Raw genomic sequence first — 26,536 nt, 5'->3', positions numbered from 1 at the left:
TCAAATGAATCAACACCCCATTTTTTCGGAACATCCCGGTTTAGTTATCGTTTTTGCGGTTGCAGTACTTATTATGCTATTGCTGGATTTAGGAATTTTCAATAAAAAAAGCCACGTAGTAACCAATAAAGAAGCTATTACCTGGTCATTGGTCTGGATAAGTTTAGCCATGATTTTCAGTGGTTTGGTATATCATTTTGCAGGTGCAGCAAAATTCTATGAATTTCAGTCGGCATACTGGATTGAAAAAGCACTTTCTGTAGATAATCTGTTTGTCTTTATATTAGTTTTTAAATTTTTTGATGTACAAAATGAGAATAAACACAAAGTTTTATTCTGGGGAATTATCGGAGCATTGGTTTTACGTGCCATTTTCATATTCTCAGGGGCTTTCTTGATTGAGTTAACGTACTTAAACAAGCTTTTAGGCTTAGCAGGTATAGAAGGGTTCAAATATGATATCAACTTAATCATGACTGCTTTTGGTTTATTCCTTGTGTATGCAGGAATCAAATCATGGTCTGCAGGCGATGATGATGACGAAGAAGATTATAACAATACAAGAGGAGCAAGACTGATTAGAAAGTTTTTTAGTGTTTCTGATAAATATGATGGAGATAAGTTCTTCACATACGAAAACGGAAAAAAATTAGCTACACCACTTTTAGTAGTAGTAGCAGTAATTGAATTCACAGATTTATTATTCGCAGTAGATTCTATTCCGGCAATTTTCGCTATTTCAAACGATCCTTTTATCCTTTACACTTCTAATATTTTTGCAATTTTAGGATTAAGAGCATTGTTCTTTTTATTGGATAACTTTATTCACTTATTCAGTAAACTGCAATATGGGCTGGCAATTATTCTTTCTTTCATTGGTATAAAAATGATTATTGCACCATTTTATCACATCGAATCCATTTATTCACTCATTGTTATTGGAGGAATTCTTGTAATATCGGTATTGCTATCAATTCTTTTACCAGAGCCAAAAGAAGAATAAAGAAATTTATATAACATAGAAACGGATGGAAAACTGAAATGATTTCCATCCGTTTTTTTATGGTCAGAACTGAAGTTTTTGCGATTTATGGGTTCGAAAGGCACAGTTATTTGTTTTCAAAAACGGCAGTCAAAAATTTCAATTAAAAGTCATACTTTTGCACTTTCAAAAAGTAAAGTAAATAAGGTACTTAAATCTTTATTGCGGATACTGATAGTCACAAATTATGCTTAATATACACAATCTTTCGGTTTCTTTTGGAGGAACTTATTTATTTGAAGAAGTTACTTTTCGTTTAGGTGCAGGAGACCGCGTTGGTCTTGTTGGTAAAAACGGAGCTGGTAAATCTACTATGTTAAAAATGCTCGCAGGAGATTTTAAACCTGATTCGGGAGTTATTTCGCACGAGAAAGATATCCGGATGGGCTTTTTGCGTCAGGACATTGATTTTGAACAGGGAAGGACAGTTTTGGAAGAAGCTTATGAAGCCTTTACCGAAATTAAGGTAGTAGAGAAAAAGCTGGAGGAAATCAATCATCAACTGGTTACCAGAACGGATTACGAAAGTGAAGAATATAGCCAGATTATAGAAGATCTTTCTGATTATACCCATCGTTTTGAACTTCTTGGAGGATATAATTATGTTGGTGATACAGAAAAAATCCTTTTGGGGTTGGGTTTTAAAAGAGAAGTTTTCAATAACCAGACCGAAACTTTTTCAGGAGGCTGGAGAATGCGTATTGAACTGGCAAAATTATTATTGCAGTCCAATGATGTATTGCTTCTGGATGAGCCAACCAACCACTTAGATATAGAAAGTATCATTTGGCTAGAAAATTTCCTTCGCAATTACCCCGGAGTTGTAGTGATTGTATCGCACGATAAAATGTTTCTGGATAATGTAACGAATCGTACCATCGAAATTTCGTTAGGAAAAGCATATGATTTCAATAAGCCATACTCACAGTATTTAGAATTGCGTCACGAAATTCGCGAAAAGCAATTAGCTACTCAGAAAAATCAGCAGAAAAAAATCGAAGAAACAGAAAAATTAATCGAGAAATTCCGTGCCAAAGCTTCAAAAGCTTCTATGGCACAGTCGCTGATTAAAAAACTGGATAAAGTAGAGCGAATTGAGGTTGATGAAGACGATAATTCGGTTATGAATATTTCTTTTCCGGTTTCAAAAGAACCAGGGAAAGTGGTAATTGAGGCTGAAAATGTAACAAAATCTTACGGAGACAAAACGATTCTGAAAGACATTAGTTTATTGGTTGAACGTGGAAGTAAAATTGCCTTTGTCGGTCAAAACGGACAAGGAAAATCAACTTTCATCAAAGCATTGGTAAATGAATTTGAATATCAGGGAAATATCAAACTCGGACACAATGTACAATTAGGATATTTTGCCCAAAATCAGGCAGAATATTTAGATGGCGAAATCACTTTGCTTCAAACAATGGAAGATGCAGCAACGGATACCAACCGCTCTAAAGTGCGCGATATGTTAGGCTCGTTTTTATTCCGGGGTGATGATGTAGAGAAAAAAGTAAAAGTACTTTCAGGAGGAGAACGTAATCGTCTGGCACTTTGTAAACTACTTCTTCAGCCAATAAACGTTTTGCTGATGGATGAGCCTACGAATCACTTAGATATTAAATCCAAAAATGTTTTAAAGGCAGCTCTTCAAAAATTTGGAGGAACACTTTTGCTGGTTTCTCACGACAGGGATTTCCTTCAGGGAATGTCGAATATAGTCTATGAATTTAAAGATCAAAAGATTAAAGAATATTTAGGAGATATCAACTTTTTCTTAGAACAGCGTAATCTTGAAAACATGCGTGAAGTAGAGAAAAAAGATGTTGTTAAGATAGCTCCTGTAAAAGAAGCGCCTAAAGCTTCCTACGAAGACCAAAAGAAAGGCAAAGCACTTCAAAACCGTTTAAGTAAAATAGAAAGTCAGATTCAGCAACTCGAAAAAGATATCCAGCATGATGACAAAATGCTGGCTTCAAATTATGACAAACATATTGAAGATGCCTCATTCTTTACTGCATACAACAAAAAGAAACAAGATCTGGATCAATTGCTGACAGACTGGGAAACCGTGCAGGAAGAAATTGATAATTTTAATGCATAATATAATTTTCGGAAGCTAATCCAGCTTTACGTTACATCCCGATAGCTATCGGGACACAAACCCCTGATTTTTCTAAGCCATAAAACGAGCTTCATTTGTTCGCTGTTTTTCGGCAAGAAAAATCAGGGTTTTTAGCTCCGGGCTTTCCTCTTCAATCCGGGCTAGGAGTTTCTGGTTTTTAAGTTTCATTGTTTCATATTTCAGGTCTGCAACTCATAACTCATAACTCATAACTTTTCGACCTAAATATTCTTTACTTAATAATCCCAATAGATTTTGAGTGGATGATTGCCTCACTGCTTTCCTTAAAATAACAGGCAGAAACATCGAGGGATTCTAAATTCTTCATGATTTTTTTGACTTCTGATTTTTGGGTTTTACCAGTTTGTCTGATATAAACGGCAATTACCGTAACCGGAAATATTTTGCAGATTTGCTCGTAAAGAAAAGGATCATGTTGTGAATCATCACCTAATAGTACATATTTGAGATTCGGATAGAATTCTAAAACATGTTTTATTTTGTCAAATTTATGATTGTGGTTGCCGCGTCCGCTCATAAAAAAATCGGCAATGCCTCTTTTGATATCTTTCAATAAAATAACGGCTCTTGGTAACTGATGTATTTTGGTAAATTTTACAATAAACCGATACAGGTTCCATTCGCTGCTTGAAATATAAAAAAAAGCATTTTGTTCGTCCTTATTATTTCTTCCTGCTGAGCTTAAAGCCTGATAGTGTGGGACCACATCTTTAAAAACTTTTCGGGCATTTACATTTTTGAATAATAGTATATAAATTTTCCTAAGGATGTTTTTTGTATGCGAAATCAAAAAAGTATCATCAATATCAGATATGATTCCTAGGTTTCCATCATGAGGCCTAATAAAACTGCCTTTAGAAGTTATAATTTCTGTTTTGTATCTGATACTCACTTCGTATTCCATCCATCCAAATTGGAATTCCTTTTCCAGCGGAATACAAAATTTAAAATAACCATCATCTAAAGTTTTGGTATGGATTTCTTTTTCTCCAAGTTTCAGGTAAATATCAAAATTCTTAATCGTTTTTATCCTGAACTGATTAATAATCGAACGTGCATTTTTGAAGTTTTTCTTTTGAAAATCATAGCTATACGTTCGTTTAAAAACATGTCCCATTACAATTAATTCCTGTTCATTGGCATAACCGCGGTATAATTGTAAAATTGGTTTCATTAATTGTGTATATTTATGTAACTGTAATTTAATTAATTTAATTGGTTTTTAAATAGAAAATTTTGAAAAAAAACATCATATTCGTCGTAAACCCTATCTCGGGAGATCTTGATAAATCTGATCTGATCGAGGCAGTAGAGGAATTCGCATCCACAAATAATTTTGATTTAGAGGTGTATGAAACTACAGGAAAAAATGATGAAAAACAAATACAAGCCTTATACAATAGACATATTCCGGAACGAATTGTAGTAGCGGGAGGTGACGGGACTATTAAGATGGTAGCCGAAGCCATGGAAGAGCACGATGTAGTTATTGGTATTTTACCCGCCGGTTCTGCAAATGGACTTTCCGTTGATTTAAACCTGCCCTCAACAATCGAAGAAAACCTGAAAATTGCCTTTCTGAATCCTTATATTGAAATGGATATGATTTGTATCAATGGCAAAAAAAGTATTCATCTAAGTGATTTAGGACTAAATGCTGATCTTGTAAAAAATTATGAAGAAAGCGAGGTACGTGGTTTTTGGGGTTATGCGCTGCAGGCATTTACGACTTTGACAGAATCAAACGAACCGTTTGTTGCGACTATTAAAGCTAATAAAAAAACAGTTGAACATATTGCAAGAATGATTGTTATTGCTAATTCTCAAAAGTATGGGACAGGCGTAACCATTAATCCGAATGGTGTCATGAATGATGGTAAATTTGAGTTGGTCATCCTAAAAAACATTGATTTGTTCCTTATCGGAAAAATAATTACCGGCAATATGCCAGTCGATTCTGAGGATGTGGTTATCATTTCTACAGATCAGGCCACTATAGAAACCGATTATCCTGTGAGTTTTCAGATTGATGGTGAATATTGCGGTGTGCAGAAGTTGTTAGAAATCCATATTCTGCACAAGCAAATGAAAATTGCGATTCCTTGAAAAATATAATTATTTAAAAGGATTTCGTTCCTGCCAGTCGTTCTTTGGTTCGAGATAGTTAAAAAACCAGGCAATATTGTGATTGATTAAGGTATTACTATGTGTAATGAGTCCGTACATTTTTACAGGTTTAGCGCCTATAGAACTTTTAATTTCTAGAGCTGTTCTGCCGAAGACGATTTTCCTGAAACCTTTTTTAATAGAATAGCTAATCATGTCATACAGCATGTTTAAATAAAGCATTTTGTCCCGCTGAATACTTTCGTCATAACCCAAAAAATAAGTGTCCATTGTGTCACCATTTTGTATAAGGGTATTAAAACCGATTAGTTTTTCGTTTAAGAAATAGCCATACAGCAAAAAGTCATCTTTCATGATTTCCTTAAAAAAGCTAAAGTGGTTTCGGGCGAGAAAAAAAGTATTAAAAGGAGCATTTTTAGCAACATGAAAGTAGAGGTCATAAATAACATCTTCATATTTTTGAATGTCAGATAAGGTCATTTTTTTCTTTACTATTCCATCTGCTTTTTTTCTGGCGCGTTTGTATTGATCCCGATATTTCTTGGATAAGGCATCAATGTAATCCTGTTCTGTTTTCCAGTTTTTATTGATTTCAAAAACCATGTTAGGCTGGGTAGAAAAGGTATAGTTGTTTTTGAATTCGGCCTGCAGCGGTTCAATTTCTTTGGCGGTAAAATCTTTTATACTCGTTATATGAACTTTTTTGCCACTGGCTTTTAAATTTTTTTTAAGCTGAGTGATGGCTCTATGAAGCGTTTTAATCGCTTTGGACTGCTTTACACTTTTGGCAAATGAAAAAGCATTCTGCCCAGTTAGCATATTGTTACCTATAAATAAAACATGAGAGGCAAAATTTTTCAGGGCAAAATTACGGACAGAAGTTTTTAAGCATTTATCCCGTTCTCCAAATGATTCAAGTTTTTCTGCAAATAAAAATTGGGTCAGAACGATTCCGACAAGTTTTTTTTCTTCAAAAATTCCGATGAAATGGCAGGTCATATTTACCGGACAGGAATTTTCCAGTACTTCGAGATATTCGCGTGTTAAAAAAATGTTTTCTGAAGCCAGCGAGTTCCATTCTAAAGGCAGTTCGAACGTGCTTTTATATATTTGAAAAGAATAGTTTGTATTCAAAAGTGTGAGCTAATTTCTTTAAAATTAGGATAATAGTTGTCCGCCAATTGTGTACAGACAAATTTAAATAAAAAAGTCTGCCCTTGTGAGCAGGCAGACTTTTTATTAATTTTATTTTTAGGATTACATTTCATTCACATTAGTTGCTTTTGATGCTGTTTTAGTATAAGTATCAATAGTTCCGTCTTCATCAACAGTAACTAGTTTATCACTTGTTAGTTCCTTAATTTTCATTATATCAGCAGATTCTTCATCTGCAATAGTATAACCTGTTTCTGTTTTGGTATAGGTAGTTTTCCAATAAGAAGATGCTACACTTCCTGTCTCATAACCTTCTTCGTAAACGCCGTCAGTTTTAAATTCGATGTAACTAATAACACTTTGACTAATAGTTGCTTTTTGGCTGCTGGCTTTTTCTTTTGGATAGCTAGTAGAAACCCAGTACCATTTGCCTACTAATAAGTTGGTTGGAGTGTCATCGTCATTATCGCAAGAAAAATTAGTAAAAGCTGTAACAAGTAATAATAAAATTGCGAAAGTTTTTGTAATTGTGTTTTTCATTGTTGTTAAATGTTATATTAATTTGTGCCGCAAAACTATTAAAAAAATCTAAATAATTTTGTTTTTTTTAATCAGAATTTTTTTTTAAAAAAAAGTGGGAATTTTGAGTAATTGTAAAAAAAAATAAGTACTGTTATTTTTATTGTAAGTGCTTTTTTTTTGGACATCCAAAAAGATGGTTGTTTCTAATTTAGGTGAAGATAGTATGTTAATTGATTGAAATGAGACTTGGCAGTAAAGTCTGCTTTGGTCTAAAAACTACTGCATGTTATGATGACGTTTGTTGAAATAGAAAATTTAGAATTCTATATCGTGAATATTCCTAATTAGGCAGAAAAATTATTGATAGCCATCAGGCTGCATTCCGAAAGCCTTGATTAGGCATAGTAAATCTGGATAGAAAATAGGTATTCAGGAGTACTTTCTATGTATTTGGAAATCAGTTGTTATTTGCGATAACTCTTCTTTACGTTATTAAGAAAATCCGTTTGAATTTAGTTTTCAAACGGATTTAACTTATTGTAGTATTTAGGCATAAGCACAGACAATTCCGCCCATAATAGTAAGCGTAAGCAGCCAGTATCCTGCATGGATAAAGATATATTTCCATGATTTTCTTTCGAATAAACCATTGATTCCAATAACTGGAAAGGCAAAAAATAATCCCGCCATAAAACCATGAAGCGCACCATGTTTAAATGTTCTGTAGGCAGTTCCGTAATCGGTCATGAAAGCATGAAATGAAGGTTTGGCACTTTCTATCATGGTTGGTCCTCCTATCATTCCCAAGGCACCTGACTGATGAATTGTAAATGACATTAAAGCCATTGAAATCAACACAGAGAAGAAATAAGTAAATCCAAATATTTTGAGCATATTGCCTTTTCTCAGATCTTCCTGTGTAAAATTATTTTCTTTCATCCAGATGGTTCCGAATACTTTGGGGTTGTACCAGATAAAGCCGGTTACAAGTGTAACAACAGCAGCTGCCAGAAATGTAATAAAGTTAATTTCCATATAATAAGGGTTTTATGATTAGTAAATCAAATTTAATTAAAAAATCAGCGTGAAAAGTATTTATTATTTCAGGCAATAATCATTGTTTTTTACTTATTAACACTTTATCGACATTGCTTGCGTAGAATTTTAAATCACATATTTTTGCATAAACTTACATGTCCCAATCTATGCGAAAAGTTGTCTTTATTTTTTTACTATTTGCCTTAACTAATTCAGTTTTTGCAGATACAGTTTCTGATAAAGAAAAGGATGCGCTTGTAAAAATATACTATGCAACCAATGGAGGAGAGTGGAAAATAAAATGGGATCTGGCTTCGTCAGTATCAACCTGGTGTGGAGTAGAAATCACTAACGGGAGAGTTGTAGGGCTTAATCTGGCTAATAATAATTTGAAGGGACAACTTCCTCCTTCTATTGGGAATTTACAATATCTCGAAACACTAGCCCTTTTTAATAATCAGATAGCAGGAGCTTTACCGGATTCTTTATATGAAATTTCGACTCTGAAATTGCTGCTTTTGAATAATAATAAATTTTCAGGGAGCCTGAGTCCTAAAATAGGAAACTTTAATTCTTTAGAAAATCTCAGTTTGTTTGATAATAATTTTAAAGGCGAAATTCCAAAAGAACTTAAAAATCTAACGCATTTGTCTGAAATGAATCTTTCATATAATAAATTCAAAGGTTCAGTTTCTAAAAGACTCACAGTGCTGGACTCTTTGAATATGAAGATGTTTGATGAAAATGGGAATCCTTTTTTATTCGATGTAAAAGAAGAAAAAGATAATACCAATATAATCGTAAATTAATCATGCTTATGAATGAATTTTACTCGTGAAAAAGTTGATTAAATATTTTTAGTTAATTGTGAAAAAACCGTAATTCGTTGCGGTTTTTTTATGCTAAAAAAAGAATAATTTAATACCTCTAATTTTACGTTTTTGCTTTTTTTTCATAATTTTAATTAATGAATTCAAAATGCAGTTCAAATCAGCTAAAATAAATTTTAATCTTTAATACTAACGTCATGGTAATACATTATCAGGGAAAACAACACGGAAAAAGCACTAAGTTCACTATCAGAATAATTGGAAATAACCTTTCTAAAAGCAGTTCAAACTATCAGATTGATTTACTGGCAGGAGATAATCAATTGCCATTGTTTACTTCTGAAATTCATCAGAGTTTGTCTAATTGCCTGAGAGAAATTTATTTGTTCAGAAAACATAACGGAATTACTTTTGAAGAGTCTTCAGAAGAAATAGATACATTATTAGTCCCTTACGATAAGGTTTTATATGATTACAATAAATATGCTTTGTTTAGAGCGTAATTAATTTGCATAAAAAAAGGCTGTCCTTACTTTTCGGATAGCCTCTTGTTTTTGATAAAAAATTGTTGAGGATCTTGTTTTGCTGAATGATCAAAAAAAATATTTATAGAACAATTATTGTATCAGATAAATTTTCTTTATTGATAAATGCTGTAATGTATTCCTGAACCTCATTAGTTGTTTCTGAAGGCGTTGCAAATGAATTGATGTGAAATTCATCATCCTGATCCAGAATATGTATTATTTCTGTATAGCCTTTAGAAATTAAACTCCCTTTTAATTTAATTATATTCAATTGTTGCTGATCATTTAAATCTTTACGAACCTTTAGTTTTATAGCTTTATCCATAGTAAAATATTTTTAAATTAATAAGCCCTTGATTATTTCAAATATAATTATAATTTATTTCAAAACAATTCTTAAAAATCAACATAACAAACTATTTATCAACATTTTAATAATGTTTTGCAAAAAAGATTGTTAATGCCTCAGTAACCAATATAATCAATTCAGAGTATTAATTTGCTGCCATCTGAAGGTTTTAGCATATTTATTTTAAATAAACCAATTTGAGTGATTTAACTTTTAAAATGGTCTATAACTTTTTACAATAATTTGAGTTTAGCTTCTGTGTCATCTAAATAAAATGCAGTAAGCAACTAAAATATCCTCAGAATATATAAAACCATGAAAAAAAATCCCTTTGAAATAATTGTAAGTCGCAATTAATTATATAACTATCAACGCTTTTTTTATAATAACTGCCAGAATTCATTAGAATAAATTTGTAAATATCAAGTCCGGCTGACTCACAAAACAACAATTATTCTAAAAAAAATACTATCATGGAAAATCAAAACAACAACGAATATGGCCAAACCGATCCCGATTTTATTGATCAAAATACACCTGTGAATGGTAATGATTTTCAAAAGAATCCAGACAAAGAAAGCAAAACAGCATTTGAGGAAAGCGATCCTGATTTTATAGATCAGAATGCGTTTGTTGATAATGACAACTATGTCAGAGATGAAGACCCATATCACTATCAGGAAGAATTGATTGAAGATTTTAAACATCGAAACACCGATTCAGAAACCAACAGAAATCTCACTTCAGAAAATACCGCAAATCAGGAAAAACCTAAAACAAAAAATAATTCTGATAGAGACAAAGAAAAATAAAACAAACAATAAATACCTTCATTAAGATCAAAAAAATCGCAAAACGGGCATACTCTGGTATGTCCGTTTTTAATTTATTATAGTTTCTACGATAACGAACGGATAAATATTGAAAAACAATTCCGTTCACTATATAACAGAACAAGCATGGCTACTGACTACCGGATTTGTTCAAATAGTAAATATTTCCTATCAATCTGTTAGGGAATTTAACATAAAAAATGTTAAAGCAGTTCATTTGCAAAAATCTTCTGAAATTTTTAAATGTAAAGAATAGATTTTCACTTTTCATCTCAAAACACAGCAAAAAACATCTGAATTTTCCTGAAAAAAATCTCACTTTCACTTTCATAATTACCTATTTAAGTAATCTTTTAAATGATTTTTTTGTTAAAAATAAATAATTCTATTCACCAGCTATTTATATCATCAACATATTAGTAAGATCGTTAAAAGCCTTACAAATACTGTATTTAATGTATTTATAAAATATTAACGTATAAATTATGATATTGTTATTTAATTAAAACAAAAAAAAACACATATAAAAAAAACAGGATAGTGCAGGATAGAATTAGCAACATAACCTTTTAGGTTTGATATATCCATTTTTTACTAAAAAAAAAGTTAAAATCAATCAGCCAATCATTATTTAAATTAACCAGAATGAAGAAAAAAATACACCAACTACTTGCGTTTTCATTTTTAGTCCTGCTGTCAAGTTGCAGTAAGGATGCTTACGATGATTACTATGGCCGACCAGATACTTTAGAACCACCTATTTACCAACAGTTGGAAGCTCGTGGCAATTTTAAAAATCTTCTAGTTTTAATTGAAAAAGCGGGATACAAGGATATCTTAGGTAAAGCCGGTTATTGGACTATGCTTGCTCCTAATGATGCCGCATTTACTAAATTTTTTCAAGAACAGGGCATTACAGATGTAAATAAGATTGATGCCGAAACCGCTGGAAAAATTGTTCGCTATGCCCTTATTTACAATGCTTTTAGAGAAGAACAAATGTCAGATTATCAATCTGGGCTGGGTTGGGTCATTGATAACGCTTTTAGAAGACGAACTGCATACTATGATGGATTTGTTACCAAAACAATTAACGGACAGCCAAAAGTGATTGTGAGCTCTAATCGAAATGGAGGCGTTTATGCAATTGGAGATAATAACAATAAATACATTACTTATTTTACCGATGAGTACTTCGCTGCAAAAGGTTTGAGTGCAGTTGACTTTAATTATTTCTATCCAAATGCTCAATTTACCGGATTTAATATTTTGGATTCAAAGGTAACTGAAGCAGACATTGTTGCTGAAAATGGAATCATTCACGAAATTGATAAAGTAATTCTTCCATTACCTACTCTGGAACAATACTTAGAGCAAAAGCCTGAATACAGCAAGTTTCGGGAATTATTAGAAAATTACGGGCTTGTTGGATATTCCTTCAGTCAGGATGCTACCAATACCTATCGTAATTATACAGGTAAGTCAGACAATGTTGATATCAAGCTTTATGATCCCGTTTTGTCTTTTTCACCTAATAATGAAAATTATTTAAAACAGGCCGACAATGACGGTCAGAGTGACCTCTATACGCTATTAGTTCCGAAAAATGAAGTTTTGCAAGAATTTATCGATAAAATATTACTTAAAAATTACGCATCTCTTAAAGTACTTCCACTATATGTTTTTAGAGATTTTATTAATGCCCATATGGTTCAAAACGCTGTCTGGCCATCAAAAGGCCCTTCAAATAGCAATGCTCTGAATGAAAATTTAAGATTCAACTTCAATAGCGATATTATTGAGGCTAAAATACTGAGTAATGGATTCTTTTATGGCACCAACAAAATTCAAAAATCGAATTTGTTTTACAGCGTTTATACATCTGCTTATTTAGATCCGAAATTCACCATGGCAACGAGATTAATGAATGATGGGTCAGGACTGAAGGAAATGATTAGCAATATCAGTACCAGATATACATTGTTTTTACCATCAGATGCTAAACTTGCTGAACTGGGATTTGGGTATAATACAACTCTTTCAACATGGACGTATGTTAACCCACAAGTTGGAGGATCATCTGCTACAAGTGCCATTGCACGTGCCCGTTTATTACGCATATTATACAATGGAATAGTACTTACGCCAAACGGTGAATTAGACGATTTGTCAGGATCAGGAATTATCCGCTCAGGAGACATGGATCTTCCAGGTGAATATATTAAATGGAACAACAACAAACTATATGCTGCAGGAAATGAAGTAACAGGTGTACCGGTTGGAATTATTGGTCACGAAGATCAGCAGAACGGAAGAACTTATTATGTTGATAATTTACTTCAGTTTAGTGAGGAAATGCAAGGATTAAAATTAAAACGTTTAGCTGAAACGGCCAATTCTGAGTTTCTTTCCTTTTTTGATTATCTTAAAAATTCAATCCTGTATGATCCTGCTACAGGAAAAATTCAGGGAGTTGAGTTAGGAACCTCTTACACTTTTATAGTGCCTAATAATGCTGCAATTGCAAAAGCAAAAACAGACGGTGCTTTACCACCATCTGTTACACCTACTTTTCAAAGCGACAAAGAAAAGGTTGCAGATTTTATTCGTGCCCATATTTTAGTAAACAAAACAGTTTCTAGTGACGGCTTGACAACAGGTGAATTTGAAACGTTAAGAAAAGATGGTTTTGGTGAAAAAACCTATGTACTGGTTCAGAGTACACCAGGCACTTTATCTTTCAGAGACTCACTTTTAAACTGGGCTCATTATATCCCTTCTAAAAGTAACAACCTGGCAGACAGATCCCTGATTCATTTAGTAGATAACTATCTTACATATATGCAATAAAATGAGACACAAAATTACAAATATATTTTACAGTTTTACTTTTGCCCTTATTCTGCTAGCTGCTTTACCAGCATTGGCACAACAAGGAAATGAAACTTTTTTAGTTCGGGGTCAGGTTCTTGACGCAAGCGATAAACTAAGTATTCCCGGAGCAACAATTGCAGAACAAGACTCTGAAAACCGTACTGTTTCTGGTGCGGTAACAGATATTGATGGAAATTTTGCTATAAGGGTTAAAGATCCTAACAATAAATTATTTATTTCTACAATTGGATATAAGTCTCAACGTATAGCAATAAAAGGAAGAGAATCAATCAGAGTCCTACTTGTTTCTAGTGTAGAATCACTTACCGAGGTGGTTGTTAAAAGCACAAAAAAGTCTGACAATGGTTTAATGAAAATTGATGACAGAAACAGAACCACCAGTGCCGTTACTATCAATGCGGCTGATTTAGCTTATACACAGGCTCCTACTATCGATGAGGCGCTTCAGGGACGTTTGGCAGGTGTTGATATTACCTCTACCAGTGGTGATCCGGGAGCAGGAATGCAAATCAGAATTAGAGGAACTTCTTCTATTTCAGGATCTTCAGATCCTTTGATTGTAGTCGACGGAATGCCTTATGAAACAGCTGTACCAGACGATTTTAACTTTGGAACAGCTGATTCAGAAAGTTACTCTGCTTTATTAAATATCGCTCCTACGGATATTGAAAGCATTACTGTTTTAAAAGATGCTGCTGCTACAGCAATGTGGGGTTCTCGTGCCGCCAGCGGGGTTTTATTAATTACCACAAAACGTGGTGGGGTAAGCGCACCTAAAATTGCTTATACGTACAAATCAACCATCGCAAAATTACCTTCTACTGTTCCGATGCTAAACGGTGATCAATATTCGCAGTTGATTCCTGAAGAATTTATGAATAGAAACGGAGTACCATTGAATACCTATAATGTTAAAGAGTTTCAATATGATCCTTTAGATGTGTATAACTATAAAAATTATGGTCAGAACACCAATTGGATTGACGCTATTTCACAAACAGGCATAACACATGAGCACAATCTTTCTCTGCAGGGAGGTGGCGAAAAAGCCCGATATTTTAGCTCTGTGGGCTATTATAAACAAAAAGGAGTGACTATAGGAACTGGTCTGGAAAGAGTAAATGCCAGATTAAATTTAGATTATATCGTTTCTGATCGTATTAAATTCAAAGCCGATATCGCTTATACTCATACCAATACACAGCGTAACTATGTGAATAGTTTTGATGATAAAGATGGTGATAAGTTGCGAGGTGTTGCTTTTATTAAAATGCCAAATATGAGCATCTATGAATATGATGAAATGGGAAATCTTACACCAAATTATTTTTCGCCGGCTTTTAATGTACAAGGGACTTATTCAGGAACTTATAATCCTGTAGCAATGGCTGAATTTGCTACTAATGATCAGGTTCAGGATCGTATAACTCCCCATTTTAATGTAAATGTTGACATCATACCTAAAATATTCATTTCAACTTTTGACTTGCAATTTGATTATAAAAGCACGAAATCCAAAGCATTTTTACCTCAAAATGCAACGGGACGCCCTTTCACTGAAACTGTTGTAAACAGAGCCTCTGATGCTGATAGCGATGAGTCTAATATTGTAACCAAAACAAATTTTATCTGGACACCAAATATAGGAGAAAAACAAACTTTACAAACCTTATTATCATTGCAAACCAATGATTTTATGTACACTACGCATCGTTCAATGACATCCAACACTGCTTCTTCTGTATTAACAGATCCATCAGTTCCGTCAAGAACTCAAAATTCAGATTTATTCTTATACACCAGTAACGGTCAGGCCAGAAGCGTTGGTGCATTAATGAGTACGCAATACGGTTTACTCGACCGTTATATTATTAATGTAGGTGTCCGTGTAGATGGAAGTTCAAAATTTGGACCTGAAAACAGATATGGTTATTTTCCGTCAATATCTACTCGCTGGAGAGTTTCTGGAGAAAAATTCATGAGAAACGTAACCTTTATTGATGATTTGAGTATCAGGGCTAGTTATGGAGAATCTGGCAGGGCACCAAAAGCCGACTATACCTATTTTAATACATATTCAAATTATAGCACGCAGTATTTAGGTCTTAATGGAGTTATCCCTTCTAATATTGAATTGAGTAACTTACGCTGGGAGACATTACAGGGAACTAACCTGGGTTTCAACCTGCAATTGTTTAAAAGCCGTGTTACTATAGATGTAGATTTATATAAAAACATTACAAAAGATCTTATTTTCGATAATCTTCAGTTAAGCAGTATTTCAGGATACAACAGTGTTGATCAGAACGTAGGAACATTACAAAACCGAGGATTCGAAATAGCACTTAACACCATTCCTCTTAAAACTGATAAATGGAAAATTGATTTCAACTTCAATGTTGCAAGTAATGAGAATACTGTTAAAGAAATTTCCGAATATTATCCAAGCGAAAGTGGAAATACAGACAGAAATGGAGAATACAAGCGTTTTCTTCAGGTTAATAATCCTTTTGGTTCATTTTATGGATATCGCTTTAAAGGAGTTTATACAGATCTCAATGCAACGAAAGCTAAAGATGCCAATGGAAATACCATTATAGGACCCAACGGACAAGAAGTATTTATGCGTTTCAATTACCCTATCACTAATTATGTATTCCAGCCTGGAGACGCTATTTATGAAGACATCAATCATGACGGAAATATCGATAGTCGCGATGTGGTTTACTTAGGAAACAGTAATCCTAAATTTTCCGGAGGTTTTGGCCCTACAGTCACTTTTAACAATCAATTCAAGCTATTGCTTTATTTTACCTACAGAATTGGATATGAAGTGGTAAATGAAGCCGATATGAAAGCGACCAACATGTATGGATTTAGTAACCAAAGTACTGCTGTTTTGTCCAGATGGCGTAATCCTGGTGATGTAACCAATATGCCAAGAGCTGTTTATGGAGCGGGTTATAACTGGTTAGGTTCAGATCGTTATGTCGAAGATGCTTCTTTTGCACGCCTGCGTTCTGTTACTTTCAGTTATAATTTTAGCAAAAATTTAATCAAGAGATTAAAACTTGGAGATTTAAGCTGCTATATAACGGCAGATAACTTAATCACTTTTACTAAATACAGAGGTCAGGATCCTGAAGTAAATATGAAATCCGGAGATCCATTTGCTATTGCTGTTGATAAATCGAGTACTCCGCCAACAAAACGTGTTACGATAGGTGCTTCTATTCGTTTCTAATAATAAAATTTGAATTATGCAAACTAAAATAAAAACAATTCTGGCCATCTTCACACTGTTTATCGCAGTAACTTCATGCGATGATTACTTAGATTTACGTCCTCAGGACGGAATTATTCGTGAAGAATTTTGGAAAACTAAAGAAGACATTCAGGCTGCTGTTATTGGTATGTATTCTTCTTTGTTAAATTCGCCTCCGGGAGTCAGCGATTTACCAATGTCTCAATATTTATTCATGCATGGAGAATTAAGAGGCGATATGATTGCCCCTGGGCCAAATGCATCAGAGGATCAAAGAGACATTATGAATTCTAACATTATGGCTTCAAATGATTTGACCAACTGGGCTATATTTTACAGAACCATCAATTATTGTAATACGATAATTGACCTTGCCCCTGCTGTTAGAGAAAAAGATCCGACTTTAACTGAGACTCAGCTAAATCATTTTCTTTCGGAAGCTTTGGCAATAAGAGCCTATTTGTATTTCACACTGGCCCGTACTTTTAAAGATGTACCCTTAAAATTAACGGCAACCCTTACTGATAAAGATGATTTTCAATTGCCTGTTTCTTCTCAGAAAGATGTATTTGCTCAGGTAATTAAAGATCTTAAACTGGCTGAAGGATACGCAGTACTCGATTATGGTGATAATGCATCTAACAAAGGACGTATTACCGTTTATGCCATTAATGCGATGCTGACAGATGTTTACCTGTGGAATGATAATTTTCAGGAAGCTTTCGATGCATCTGAAAAAGTAACAAAATCTGGTAAATTTAACCTGGTTCCCACTTTACACAATACCTGGTTTAATACTGTTTATGCTAAAGGAAATTCAGTAGAGAGTATTTTTGAGTTTCAATATACTACTACTAATTTAGGGCCATTTTATAATATCTTCTTTCAAAGACCTCAGTTTATGGCTGCTGCTACAGTTTTAGAAGATGTTTACGGAGTTGACTTTAATAATCCAAACAACAAGGATAGCAGAGGTGACCGTACTTCGCTGGTTGCCGGAACCAATGAAATTTACAAATATACAGGTGAAAACAACGAGACCAGAAAAGAATTACAGAGCGCTGACACTCATTGGTTTGTATATCGTTATGCTGACGTGTTGCTAATGCAGGCTGAGGCACTGGCCGGATTAAACAGAGGCTCTGAAGCACTTGCAATTATTGATTTTATCAGATTAAAGCGCAAAGCAATTGACATGACTGCTGAGTTGGTTGATCCTGATAATAAGAAAGAAGTTATAGACTACATATTAGCAGAACGTTCGCGTGAACTTGCTTTTGAGGGCAAACGCTGGTTTGATATGCTTCGCAATGCCAGAAGAAACAATTATGAACGACTGGATATTTTAATTGATGGTGCTATTTTAAGTGCCCCTGCTGATCAGCAGCAATCGATTATTGCTAAATTAAAAGATCCAAACAGTCACTATTTGCCTATTAATACTTACGAGCTTTATACCAATAAAAAACTTGTACAAAATCCATTTTACAAATAAAAAAATTAAGACATGAAAAGACTATTAAGATTACCTGGCCTCTTGAGATTTACTTTAGTGTTTTTGATTGCTTTAGTGTTTCAAAATTGCTCTGAGCAAAAAATTAAGGAAAGTACAGATGAAACTCTTAACATCACCGATTATTTAAGAGATACAGAAGAATATTCAATGTTTTTAGAAGTTCTGGAGATTACAAATTATGCTTCATTCATGAATACGTATGGTACTTACACTTTATTCCTTCCTACAAACAATGCCGTAAAAGAGTATTTGAAAGATGTCGGAGCCAATTCATTAAAAGAAGTCCCTTTGGCAGATTTACAGAATGTTGTTAAACTTCACATCTTAAGCCAAACAATAAATACCACATCGTTTACCGATGGAAAAATAGCCACGCCAAGTTTATATGGTCAGTTTTTAGTAACTGGTGCTACAAATAAAAACGGTGAATCCAGTATAACAGTTAATAAACAAGCCAGTATCCTTAAATCTAATGTTCAAGTAGGAAACGGGGTAATTCATGTGATTGATAAAGTATTGCGTGTTGCAGATAAAACATTAGCAAAAACTATTGAACAGGATATAAACCTTTCTTTATTTACTGAAGCATTAAAAATTACAGGCTGGTATGATGTGCTCAATAAACCTATTGATTACACAAAAAATGATATAGAGAGTTATCTTACAGTTCTGGTACAGGATAATAACGCATTTAAGGCAGCTGGTATTAACAATATAGAAGAATTAAAAGCAAAATATAGTCATTTACATGACCCTTTAAATCCAAAAGACAGTCTAAATTTATTTGTGAGCTACCGCATTTTACCAAAATTGCAATATCTGGCAGATATAGCTATATCACCTGCCCTGATTACGAAAGCGCCTCTTGAAGTCATCAGTGCGAAACTTGATAAGGATGTGATTTTATTAAATGAAGAGGTTTTCAATGGTGTATTAGAAAAAGGAATCGCTATTGTCAGAGAAAAAAGTGATGTAACAGCTTCAAACGGTGTATTGCACTTTGCAGCTGCTAATTTTGCAATCAAAAAACGTTTACCAGCTCCTGTATATTTTGATTTTTGTGATCAAAATGAATTTAGGCAGCTTACATCTGTTTTTAGGATTCCTGGAGCAGCTCCTAAAACCTCTTTAGCAAAAGCATTATTCAAAGATGTTACCTGGGATTCAAACGATCCTATCACATATTTCAAAGATGTCGCTAAAGGAGGAACAGTAGGCTTTGGCTGGCATGGCGACTGTCTTGAAATTAATCGTTTCAGAGACGGAAATTGCCAGAATATTACTTTTAACACTCCGGTTATCATTAAAGGAAAATACAAATTATGGATTTCTTACCGTGGACAGGATACAAAAGTAGGACTTGTAAAAGTGTTTGTTGACGGAGTAGAAATGTCCCGACAAATCAATATGCTGGAAAACGGGAACAAATTCAGCAGTATAGAAGAAAGAGTATTAGAGTCACAAGGCTATAAACGCCATGTTTACCCAACTACCAGCAAAATGAATTCCCGCTTAGTAGGTACAGTAGATATTACCACCACAGGAAGACATAAGCTGATGTTACAAAGTAACAATGCGTTCTCTGCTCAGGCGTGGTTTGATGTGGCAGAGTTTCGACCAATAGATATGGATCAGTTGTATCCAAAACTTAATTCTGGTACAGGTGGCTTTTACTATCCGTAAACTCGATAATTCAAAACTTAAATCAAAAATCTAATTTCCAACTTAATTAAGTAAAAATGATTTTATCAAAATATAAAAAACTCCTTTTTGTTCTTCTCACAATTGGATTGACTTCATGTTCCAGTCCGTGGGATGATAAAGAAGGTAATGGTGATGCAAATTTAAATGTGACGCTAAATGAGGCTATCAGTACTACACCGGAAACAGCTGAATTTGGTAAATTAGTAACGCAAACAGGCTATGACAAAATATTAGCAGCCTCTAAAACGTATACTGTTTTTGCACCAACGAATGAAGCTGTAAAAGCAGTTAGCTCAACTATATTAAATAATCCTGAAGCTTTAAAGAAATTTGTTGAAAACCACATCGCATTAACTTCTTATTCATCCGTCAGAAATACGGATGAGGAAAGAATCAAAATGTTAAGCAATAAATACCTAACATTTAAAGGAACCAAAGCAATTGGTGATGCAACAATAGTCAAAGCAGATCATTATGCTGCAAATGGCGTATTCCATATTGTCAATAAAGCGCTTGCTCCAAAACTCAATATCTGGGAATATATTAACTCACAAGCAAGTACTTCCTCCATGAGTAATTATTTACTGAGTTTAAAAGAATTTAGTATTTACAATTCTGATGCTATTGCAAAACTTGAAGCTGCTCCTGGATTCCTTGCAGATTCCTTATCCAACTCATTTTTAAAAAACGTTTACAATCTTAACAACGAGAAAAATTCTTATACGCTTTTCTTAATGGAAGATAGTGGTTATGACATTGAGGTAACTAAAATGAAACCCTATTTAAATAAACCTTCAAACAATCCTGCTATTGACTCAACTGCTATTTATTCAAAATATTTTACAGTAAGAGACATGGTCTTTCCAAAAGCTTATACAAAAGATGAACTGCCAGATAAATTAATCTCAAGATTTGGTGTTGAAGTTGATATTGATAAAACACAAATTGTAGGCGAGCCAATTGTATTAAGTAACGGGATTGTTTACATCATGAAAAGAGTAGCTGTTGATCTTAAAAAACGTTTGGTTACTACTATAATACAAGGTGAAAAAAACACAAGATATTATGGGGTTCGAAGTAGGATCCTTTATCGTGATAAAAAAGGACCCGCTAACCCACTCTACCCAGATGGTCTGTACAATGATATCATGGTAGAACTTCCTGCTATGCCCAAGTTTACCCTGTTTTATGAGGCAAATGACATGTATAGTACAAAATATAAAATCTCATGGAGAGCAATAAATGACAGAACGGCCAATCTTTTTGAACAACAATTAGGTATTGGCGGAAAAATAGATCAGGCTGCTACAGGATTTCCTGTAGTCAATATTACAAAAACGTTTCCACTTGTTATAGTGCCGCTTAATAATTATGAAGAGGTAGAAATAGGAGAATTTGAATATACTAATGCAGGCTATAGTGGTCTGATTTCTCTAATAGGCGGAACAAAATCAACCAGTGCCCTTACTCTTGATTATTTAAAATTCGAACCTGTCCTTAAAAATTAATATTTTATAAAAAATTAATTATGTTAAAAATTATACAACTAACCTGCCTTGTAAGCCTCTTTGTTGCTACTAGCTTTGATGCGCAATTATATGCTCAGGCTGATGAGGATTCAACCGCAACAGCTCCTCAGAAAAAAATACAGGGTATTTTAGTGCAGGGTATTGTCAAAAGTGCGAAAACAAAAGCAGCTCTGTCAGGAATAAATATTGCTGTCGAAGGATTTTCAGCTGCTATTACGGAGGATGACGGTACTTTTGAAATTGGAGTACCTAACCTGGAAGCTGTTCTAACTATAAGTGGTCAGGATTTTCAAACCAAATTATATGCCGTCAAAAACAGAAAATCGGGTTTAGAAATATTCTTACATGAGACCAACTACTCTGCCACCTATCAAATCGCTAATTTGCCATCCGGAAATGTGATGCAGTATAATAATACGAATGCATCTAATGTAGTTGATTTCAAAAAAGACCAATGGTCCAGTCCTGTAACAGAATCTGTTGCTGGATTTCTTCAGGGCAGAGCAGCCGGACTAACCAGTATCAGAAATTCTGGTGCGCCCAACGCCGGAAGTTACCTGACCTTAAGAGGCTTTAATTCGTTATATGGAAGCAACAGGCCTTTAATTGTTGTAGACGGAATGATTTATGATGACGAAGATTACGGTTCCGGAATCATCCAAAACAACAGTTCCTCTCCTCTAACAAATATTGACGTTAAAGATATTGAAGACGTAACTATAATTAAAGATGGTACTTCGTTATACGGAACAAAAGGGGCCAATGGCGTGATAAACATAACAACAACCAGAGCAAGCGAGTTATCAACTAAAATTGATTTCACCATGTACGGAGGTGTTAATCAAACTCCTGATGAATTACCTCTTTTGGGTGCTGATGCCTATCGTACGCACATGTCTCAGCTAGAAGCAAGCCGTGGCTTATCACAGCAGGAAATTGCCGATTTGCCTTACATGAATGACCTGGTTGGTTCTCCTGGATATTACAAATACCACAATCAGACCAATTGGCAGAATCAGGTTTTTAATACCAGCTATAATCAAAATTATTTCCTTAAAGTTCGTGGAGGTGATGACATAGCTAAATTTGGTTTATCCGTTGGTTATTTAGACAGTCAGGGAGTTATTAAAGGTGCTGATTCTAAACGTTATAGTGTTCGTTTAAATGCGTCTCTGAAATTAACCGAAAAGTTAACAGTCGATGCTAACCTTTCTTTTATTGACAACCAGCAAAATCAATGGAATCAGGGATTTGCTTATAAAACAAGTCCATTATATTTAGCGCTGACAAAATCTCCTTTTTTAACCTATTATGATGTTAGTGATGCCGGAGAAGTCTCTCCAAATTTCGCTGATACAGATTATTTTAATGTAAGTAATCCAAATGCTATTTTAGCAGATGGATTTGCTAAAAACAATAACTATCGCTTTTTTGGTAACTTAAAATTCAATTATGCTTTAAACAATGCGTGGAACATTACGTCTATATTTGGCTTGAGTTTCAATAAAGAAAGAGAATCATTTTTCCTTCCGGATTATGGTGTCGCAGATCTTATTTTGCCCACTGCTATTGGTAAAAACCAGTCAGGAAGTGAAGTTCAAATTTACAATGGCCTTTATATGGATACTTTTGCCAGTTATATGAAAACGTTTTACAATGACCATAATCTGAATGTTCGTTTTGGATTCAGGGCTCAAAGTAATAAAACAGAAAGTGATTTAGGTTTAGGGTACAATTCTTCTACCGACGATTTTACAAGTGTAGGAGCAGGTTCCAATTTATTGCGCCAGGTAGGAGGAGCACTAGGAGAATGGAACTGGCTCAATTTGTATGCTAATGCAAACTATAATTTTCGTAATAAATATTTTCTAACAGCAAGTTATGCTGTGGATGGCTCAAGCCGTTTTGGAGACGATGCCTCAACAGGAAAAAGCAAATATGCCCTGATGACTTCAATTTCAGGTGGCTGGTTAGTTTCTTCTGAAAACTTTATGAAGGATATAAAAGACATCGATCATCTTAAGCTTAGAGTTGGATTCGGCACAAGCGGAAACGATGACATTGGCAACTACACTGCTCAAAATTATTATGTTTCTCAAAATTTACTTGGAATGCAGGGCTTGGTTCGTGGCAATATTGGAAATCCTGATTTGCAGTGGGAAACCGTTTCAAAAAAGAATTTAGGTTTGGATTTAGGTTTGTTTAAAGAACGTATCAATCTTTCTTTAGATTATTATAGGAACAAAACATCCAATATGATTACCTATGAAACAATCAGTGTTGAAAGCGGATTCGATTATGTCGTTTCCAACGGTGGTGCAATGCGCACAATTGGAACTGAACTTGCTTTGAATGCACGTGTCATTAATACTCCTGATTTTGTTTTCGACTTTGGATTTAATGTAAGCCATTATAAAAACAAAGTTCAAGGCTTACCAAGTGGTGATATTCTTACGCAATTTGGAGGCGCAACTTACTTAACTTCAGTAGGTCAGGATGCCAACTTATTTTATGGATTAAAGAGTAACGGAGTCTATAGCACAACTGCGGAAGCCAATACCGATGGGTTATCAAGACGCTTGACAAATGGCAGCTTAGTTCCTTTTGGCGGCGGAGACATGCGTTTTACAGACACTAATGGAGATAAAGTTATTGATGACAAAGACCGGGTAGTCATTGGTAATCCAAATCCGGATGTAATAGGAGGCTTTAGTACAAATTTCACTTACAAAAGATTTAGTTTACAGGCTTTATTTAATTTCTCTGTAGGTAATGATCTTTATAATGGCGTACGCTACAATCTTGAAAAAATGAGCGGATATGAAAATCAAAGTATAGCTGTTGCGAGCCGTTGGAGAGCTGAAGGACAGCAAACTGATATGCCAAAAGCAACTTGGGGTGATCCTATGGGCAACTCAGAATTTTCAGATAGATGGATTGAAGACGGTTCTTATTTAAGACTGAAAACCTTAGTGTTAGGATATAATGTTCCAATAAATAGTAAATATGTCAAATACATTCAAATGTATGCTACTGCCAATAATTTGATGACTTTTACCAAATACCTTGGGTACAATCCTGAATTCAGTGCGACCTCTTCTATTTTTGGACAAGGTGCAGATATCGGCCTCACTCCTCAGTTTACGAATTATCAGCTTGGATTACGCTTAGGATTTTAAAATTATTTTACAACATAGAGAACAGACCAATGATAACAATAAGAACAAAAACAAAAAAATCTGCCAAAGCCTTGTTATGGATGTCAGTACTATTGCTTTCCCTAAATTCTTGCGAACAATACCTTGATGTAGAACCACAAGATAAGGTTGCAGAAGAACAAATGTATCGTAATGTTTATGATGCTGATGCAGCAGTTATAGGTATTTACGGGAAATTTATGGGACTGGCCAAGAAATATGTCATCCTTAATGAAATGCGAGCAGATTTGATGACAACAACTAATAACTCTGATCCCTATTTAAAAGAACTTTCAGAACAAAATGTCTCAGCAGAAAATCCATATATAAATCCAAAAGATTTCTATCAGGTTATTCAAAACTGCAATGATGCTCTCAAAAATTTTGATATTATGGTTGCACAAAAGAAATTTACGCAGTCACAATATGAACAGCGTTATGCAGATGTTGCCTGTATCCGTTCCTGGATTTATTTACAATTAGGAATCCAATATGGTACCGTACCTTATATCACAGAGCCAATCGCAAATATTGAAGATGTCAAAAACATTAATAAGTTTCCTAGACTCTCTTTCAATCAGCTGATTGATGAACTGGTTAAATTTACTGAGGGTTTAACTTATAAAAAAATATACGATTCGGGCAGCAGCTTATTAGTAACTGTAGATGGCTATAATACAGAAAAGTTTTTTATCAATAAGGAGTGTTTACTGGGCGATTTACAACTTTGGAAAGGGAATTATCTACAAGCCGCTGCACATTACAAAAATGTAATGGAAACAGGAACTCCAAGAAATGATGTTGATATGTACAGAATAAAATATGCCGAAGTGGTAACAAATAATGATTTATCTGTAGGCTATTTAAGATATTATGAACAGGATGCTACAACATTAGTCGATAATAATACTCAGGGATGGAGATCTATTTTTGGAAGAGACAGAGATGTATTATGGAACACAGAATGGATCTGGTCCTTGCCTTTCGATAGTAACTTTGCACCTAAAAATCCATTCATCGAATTTTTTTCAAAAACAGGTGGAAAATATTTAGCAAAACCTTCTAAACGTGCAATTGCTCTTTGGCAAAACAACACACAAACTAATGGTTTCCCTTATGATGCCCGCGGACAAAAATTTACCTATAAAGAGGTAGCCGGAGAACCGGTAATCATGAAATATATTTACAAATATGAAGCCGCTGCTAACACCTTTAAAACAAATGGAGACTGGTTTTTATATCGTGCCGCCAAATTACACTTGCGTTATGCTGAAGCAGCTAACAGAGATAACAATCACAGAATTGCTGATGCCATTTTAAACTTTGGAATACAAAATGCTTATACGCCTGCAGGATATAATGTAAGCACAGGAGATGCAACAAATATCATGCAGACTAAAAAAGCCTTCCCTTATGATTTTGATGCGCGTATGGGTGACTTCCCTTCTTATAGGGCAATATGGCACCGTGGAGGAGGTATTCGTGGTCGTGCCAGACTTCAGAGAGCACCTGTTGTTGGAGATAGTTTAACCTCTATCGAAAATAATATCATTGATGAAGCTGCTTTAGAATTAGCCTACGAAGGAAATCGCTGGGAAGACCTCGTACGTATTTCTTTACGCCGCAATGACCCGGCTTTTTTAGCGGATAAAGTATTTGAAAAACTTAAAGGAGAAGGAAATGCAAATGCTGCGAATGTACGATCTAAACTAATGAATGTTAACAATTGGTATTTGCCTTTTAACTGGTAAAACTATATAATAAAAGAAATAATCCCCAAACCTATTTCTTATAAAAAACCTTAGCAAAATTCACTGCTAAGGTTTTTTTGCTTTTCAGAAGCCATTCCAGCCATCGACTATAT

At 34.3% G+C, this 26,536-nt stretch carries 18 protein-coding genes; 13 read left to right on the top strand and 5 right to left on the bottom strand.

Annotated elements, in window-relative coordinates:
* Nucleotides 1-4 precede the first annotated feature (4 nt).
* Both ACNC7R_RS17645 and ACNC7R_RS17640 read left to right on the top strand, forming a co-directional pair.
* A complete protein-coding gene (locus ACNC7R_RS17645) occupies nt 5-1,003 on the top strand; it encodes a TerC/Alx family metal homeostasis membrane protein (protein ID WP_417942335.1) in 999 nt (332 codons plus the stop codon).
* A 226-nt stretch (nt 1,004-1,229) separates the two neighbouring features.
* A complete protein-coding gene (locus tag ACNC7R_RS17640) occupies nt 1,230-3,143 on the top strand; it encodes an ABC-F family ATP-binding cassette domain-containing protein (RefSeq protein WP_417942334.1) in 1,914 nt (637 codons plus the stop codon).
* Between the two features lie 253 nt (nt 3,144-3,396).
* Here ACNC7R_RS17640 and ACNC7R_RS17635 read toward each other — a convergent pair whose 3' ends face one another.
* Nucleotides 3,397-4,359, bottom strand: a complete 963-nt coding sequence (locus ACNC7R_RS17635; RefSeq protein WP_417942333.1) for an App1 family protein — start codon at nt 4,357-4,359, stop codon at nt 3,397-3,399.
* A 62-nt stretch (nt 4,360-4,421) separates the two neighbouring features.
* Here ACNC7R_RS17635 and ACNC7R_RS17630 point away from each other — a divergent pair, with 62 nt between their 5' ends.
* Nucleotides 4,422-5,291, top strand: coding sequence for a diacylglycerol/lipid kinase family protein (locus ACNC7R_RS17630; RefSeq protein WP_417942332.1), 870 nt, complete (start codon nt 4,422-4,424; stop codon nt 5,289-5,291).
* Between the two features lie 9 nt (nt 5,292-5,300).
* On the opposite strand, the gene ACNC7R_RS17625 is transcribed toward ACNC7R_RS17630, so the two are convergent.
* The 3 genes from ACNC7R_RS17625 to ACNC7R_RS17615 all read right to left on the bottom strand — a co-directional run bounded on the left by ACNC7R_RS17625 (nt 5,301) and on the right by ACNC7R_RS17615 (nt 8,024).
* Nucleotides 5,301-6,446 (bottom strand): GNAT family N-acetyltransferase, encoded by a 1,146-nt coding sequence (locus tag ACNC7R_RS17625; RefSeq protein ID WP_417942331.1) that lies wholly within the window; start codon nt 6,444-6,446, stop codon nt 5,301-5,303.
* Between the two features lie 123 nt (nt 6,447-6,569).
* Nucleotides 6,570-7,007: a hypothetical protein gene (locus ACNC7R_RS17620; RefSeq protein ID WP_417942330.1), complete on the bottom strand. Its 438-nt coding sequence runs from the start codon at nt 7,005-7,007 to the stop codon at nt 6,570-6,572.
* A 528-nt stretch (nt 7,008-7,535) separates the two neighbouring features.
* Nucleotides 7,536-8,024 carry a DUF1761 domain-containing protein gene (locus tag ACNC7R_RS17615; protein WP_417942329.1) on the bottom strand — a complete coding sequence of 163 codons (489 nt, stop codon included), beginning with the start codon at nt 8,022-8,024 and terminating at the stop codon, nt 7,536-7,538.
* A 170-nt stretch (nt 8,025-8,194) separates the two neighbouring features.
* On the opposite strand from ACNC7R_RS17615, the gene ACNC7R_RS17610 reads away from it, so the two are divergent.
* A complete protein-coding gene (locus ACNC7R_RS17610) occupies nt 8,195-8,836 on the top strand; it encodes a Two component regulator three Y domain protein (protein ID WP_417942328.1) in 642 nt (213 codons plus the stop codon).
* 218 nt (nt 8,837-9,054) lie between these two features.
* Nucleotides 9,055-9,360, top strand: a complete 306-nt coding sequence (locus ACNC7R_RS17605) for a hypothetical protein (RefSeq protein ID WP_417942327.1) — start codon at nt 9,055-9,057, stop codon at nt 9,358-9,360.
* A gap of 103 nt (nt 9,361-9,463) precedes the next feature.
* Here ACNC7R_RS17605 and ACNC7R_RS17600 read toward each other — a convergent pair whose 3' ends face one another.
* Nucleotides 9,464-9,709: a hypothetical protein gene (locus tag ACNC7R_RS17600; RefSeq protein ID WP_417942326.1), complete on the bottom strand. Its 246-nt coding sequence runs from the start codon at nt 9,707-9,709 to the stop codon at nt 9,464-9,466.
* Between the two features lie 497 nt (nt 9,710-10,206).
* Here ACNC7R_RS17600 and ACNC7R_RS17595 point away from each other — a divergent pair, with 497 nt between their 5' ends.
* The 8 genes from ACNC7R_RS17595 to ACNC7R_RS17560 all read left to right on the top strand — a co-directional run bounded on the left by ACNC7R_RS17595 (nt 10,207) and on the right by ACNC7R_RS17560 (nt 26,423).
* A complete protein-coding gene (locus ACNC7R_RS17595; RefSeq protein ID WP_417942325.1) occupies nt 10,207-10,545 on the top strand; it encodes a hypothetical protein in 339 nt (112 codons plus the stop codon).
* Between the two features lie 666 nt (nt 10,546-11,211).
* Nucleotides 11,212-13,416, top strand: a complete 2,205-nt coding sequence (locus ACNC7R_RS17590; protein WP_417942324.1) for a fasciclin domain-containing protein — start codon at nt 11,212-11,214, stop codon at nt 13,414-13,416.
* Between the two features lies 1 nt (nt 13,417).
* Nucleotides 13,418-16,705 carry a SusC/RagA family TonB-linked outer membrane protein gene (locus ACNC7R_RS17585; RefSeq protein WP_417942323.1) on the top strand — a complete coding sequence of 1,096 codons (3,288 nt, stop codon included), beginning with the start codon at nt 13,418-13,420 and terminating at the stop codon, nt 16,703-16,705.
* A 16-nt stretch (nt 16,706-16,721) separates the two neighbouring features.
* The gene (locus ACNC7R_RS17580; RefSeq protein ID WP_417942322.1) at nt 16,722-18,221 is read left to right on the top strand and encodes a RagB/SusD family nutrient uptake outer membrane protein; all 1,500 of its coding nucleotides are present in this window, start codon (nt 16,722-16,724) and stop codon (nt 18,219-18,221) included.
* 12 nt (nt 18,222-18,233) lie between these two features.
* Complete coding sequence (locus ACNC7R_RS17575; RefSeq protein WP_417942321.1) at nt 18,234-19,925, top strand: fasciclin domain-containing protein; 1,692 nt, start codon at nt 18,234-18,236, stop codon at nt 19,923-19,925.
* A gap of 56 nt (nt 19,926-19,981) precedes the next feature.
* Nucleotides 19,982-21,454: a fasciclin domain-containing protein gene (locus ACNC7R_RS17570; protein WP_417942320.1), complete on the top strand. Its 1,473-nt coding sequence runs from the start codon at nt 19,982-19,984 to the stop codon at nt 21,452-21,454.
* Nucleotides 21,455-21,474: 20 nt separating this feature from the next.
* A complete protein-coding gene (locus tag ACNC7R_RS17565; RefSeq protein ID WP_417942319.1) occupies nt 21,475-24,654 on the top strand; it encodes a SusC/RagA family TonB-linked outer membrane protein in 3,180 nt (1,059 codons plus the stop codon).
* A gap of 29 nt (nt 24,655-24,683) precedes the next feature.
* The gene (locus ACNC7R_RS17560; protein WP_417942318.1) at nt 24,684-26,423 is read left to right on the top strand and encodes a RagB/SusD family nutrient uptake outer membrane protein; all 1,740 of its coding nucleotides are present in this window, start codon (nt 24,684-24,686) and stop codon (nt 26,421-26,423) included.
* The last annotated feature ends 113 nt before the right edge of the window (nt 26,424-26,536 follow it).

It is taken from the genome of Flavobacterium adiutor, from assembly GCF_048282555.1.
Taxonomy (GTDB): Bacteria; Bacteroidota; Bacteroidia; order Flavobacteriales; family Flavobacteriaceae; genus Flavobacterium.
The sequence above is the reverse complement of the archived record's forward strand: the minus strand, read 5'-3'. Positions and strand labels throughout refer to the sequence as shown.

Excerpts from the sequence above, each read along its gene's own strand:
- ACNC7R_RS17645 (WP_417942335.1), top strand. The coding sequence starts at position 5 with ATGAATCAACACCCCATTTTTTCGGAACATCCCGGTTTAGTTATCGTT.
- ACNC7R_RS17565 (WP_417942319.1), top strand. The coding sequence starts at position 21,475 with ATGTTAAAAATTATACAACTAACCTGCCTTGTAAGCCTCTTTGTTGCT.
- ACNC7R_RS17585 (WP_417942323.1), top strand. The coding sequence starts at position 13,418 with ATGAGACACAAAATTACAAATATATTTTACAGTTTTACTTTTGCCCTT.
- ACNC7R_RS17560 (WP_417942318.1), top strand. The coding sequence starts at position 24,684 with ATGATAACAATAAGAACAAAAACAAAAAAATCTGCCAAAGCCTTGTTA.
- ACNC7R_RS17580 (WP_417942322.1), top strand. The coding sequence starts at position 16,722 with ATGCAAACTAAAATAAAAACAATTCTGGCCATCTTCACACTGTTTATC.
- ACNC7R_RS17575 (WP_417942321.1), top strand. The coding sequence starts at position 18,234 with ATGAAAAGACTATTAAGATTACCTGGCCTCTTGAGATTTACTTTAGTG.
- ACNC7R_RS17640 (WP_417942334.1), top strand. The coding sequence starts at position 1,230 with ATGCTTAATATACACAATCTTTCGGTTTCTTTTGGAGGAACTTATTTA.
- ACNC7R_RS17590 (WP_417942324.1), top strand. The coding sequence starts at position 11,212 with ATGAAGAAAAAAATACACCAACTACTTGCGTTTTCATTTTTAGTCCTG.
- ACNC7R_RS17605 (WP_417942327.1), top strand. The coding sequence starts at position 9,055 with ATGGTAATACATTATCAGGGAAAACAACACGGAAAAAGCACTAAGTTC.
- ACNC7R_RS17610 (WP_417942328.1), top strand. The coding sequence starts at position 8,195 with ATGCGAAAAGTTGTCTTTATTTTTTTACTATTTGCCTTAACTAATTCA.
- ACNC7R_RS17595 (WP_417942325.1), top strand. The coding sequence starts at position 10,207 with ATGGAAAATCAAAACAACAACGAATATGGCCAAACCGATCCCGATTTT.
- ACNC7R_RS17620 (WP_417942330.1), bottom strand. The coding sequence starts at position 7,007 with ATGAAAAACACAATTACAAAAACTTTCGCAATTTTATTATTACTTGTT.
- ACNC7R_RS17615 (WP_417942329.1), bottom strand. The coding sequence starts at position 8,024 with ATGGAAATTAACTTTATTACATTTCTGGCAGCTGCTGTTGTTACACTT.
- ACNC7R_RS17600 (WP_417942326.1), bottom strand. The coding sequence starts at position 9,709 with ATGGATAAAGCTATAAAACTAAAGGTTCGTAAAGATTTAAATGATCAG.
- ACNC7R_RS17635 (WP_417942333.1), bottom strand. The coding sequence starts at position 4,359 with ATGAAACCAATTTTACAATTATACCGCGGTTATGCCAATGAACAGGAA.
- ACNC7R_RS17570 (WP_417942320.1), top strand. The coding sequence starts at position 19,982 with ATGATTTTATCAAAATATAAAAAACTCCTTTTTGTTCTTCTCACAATT.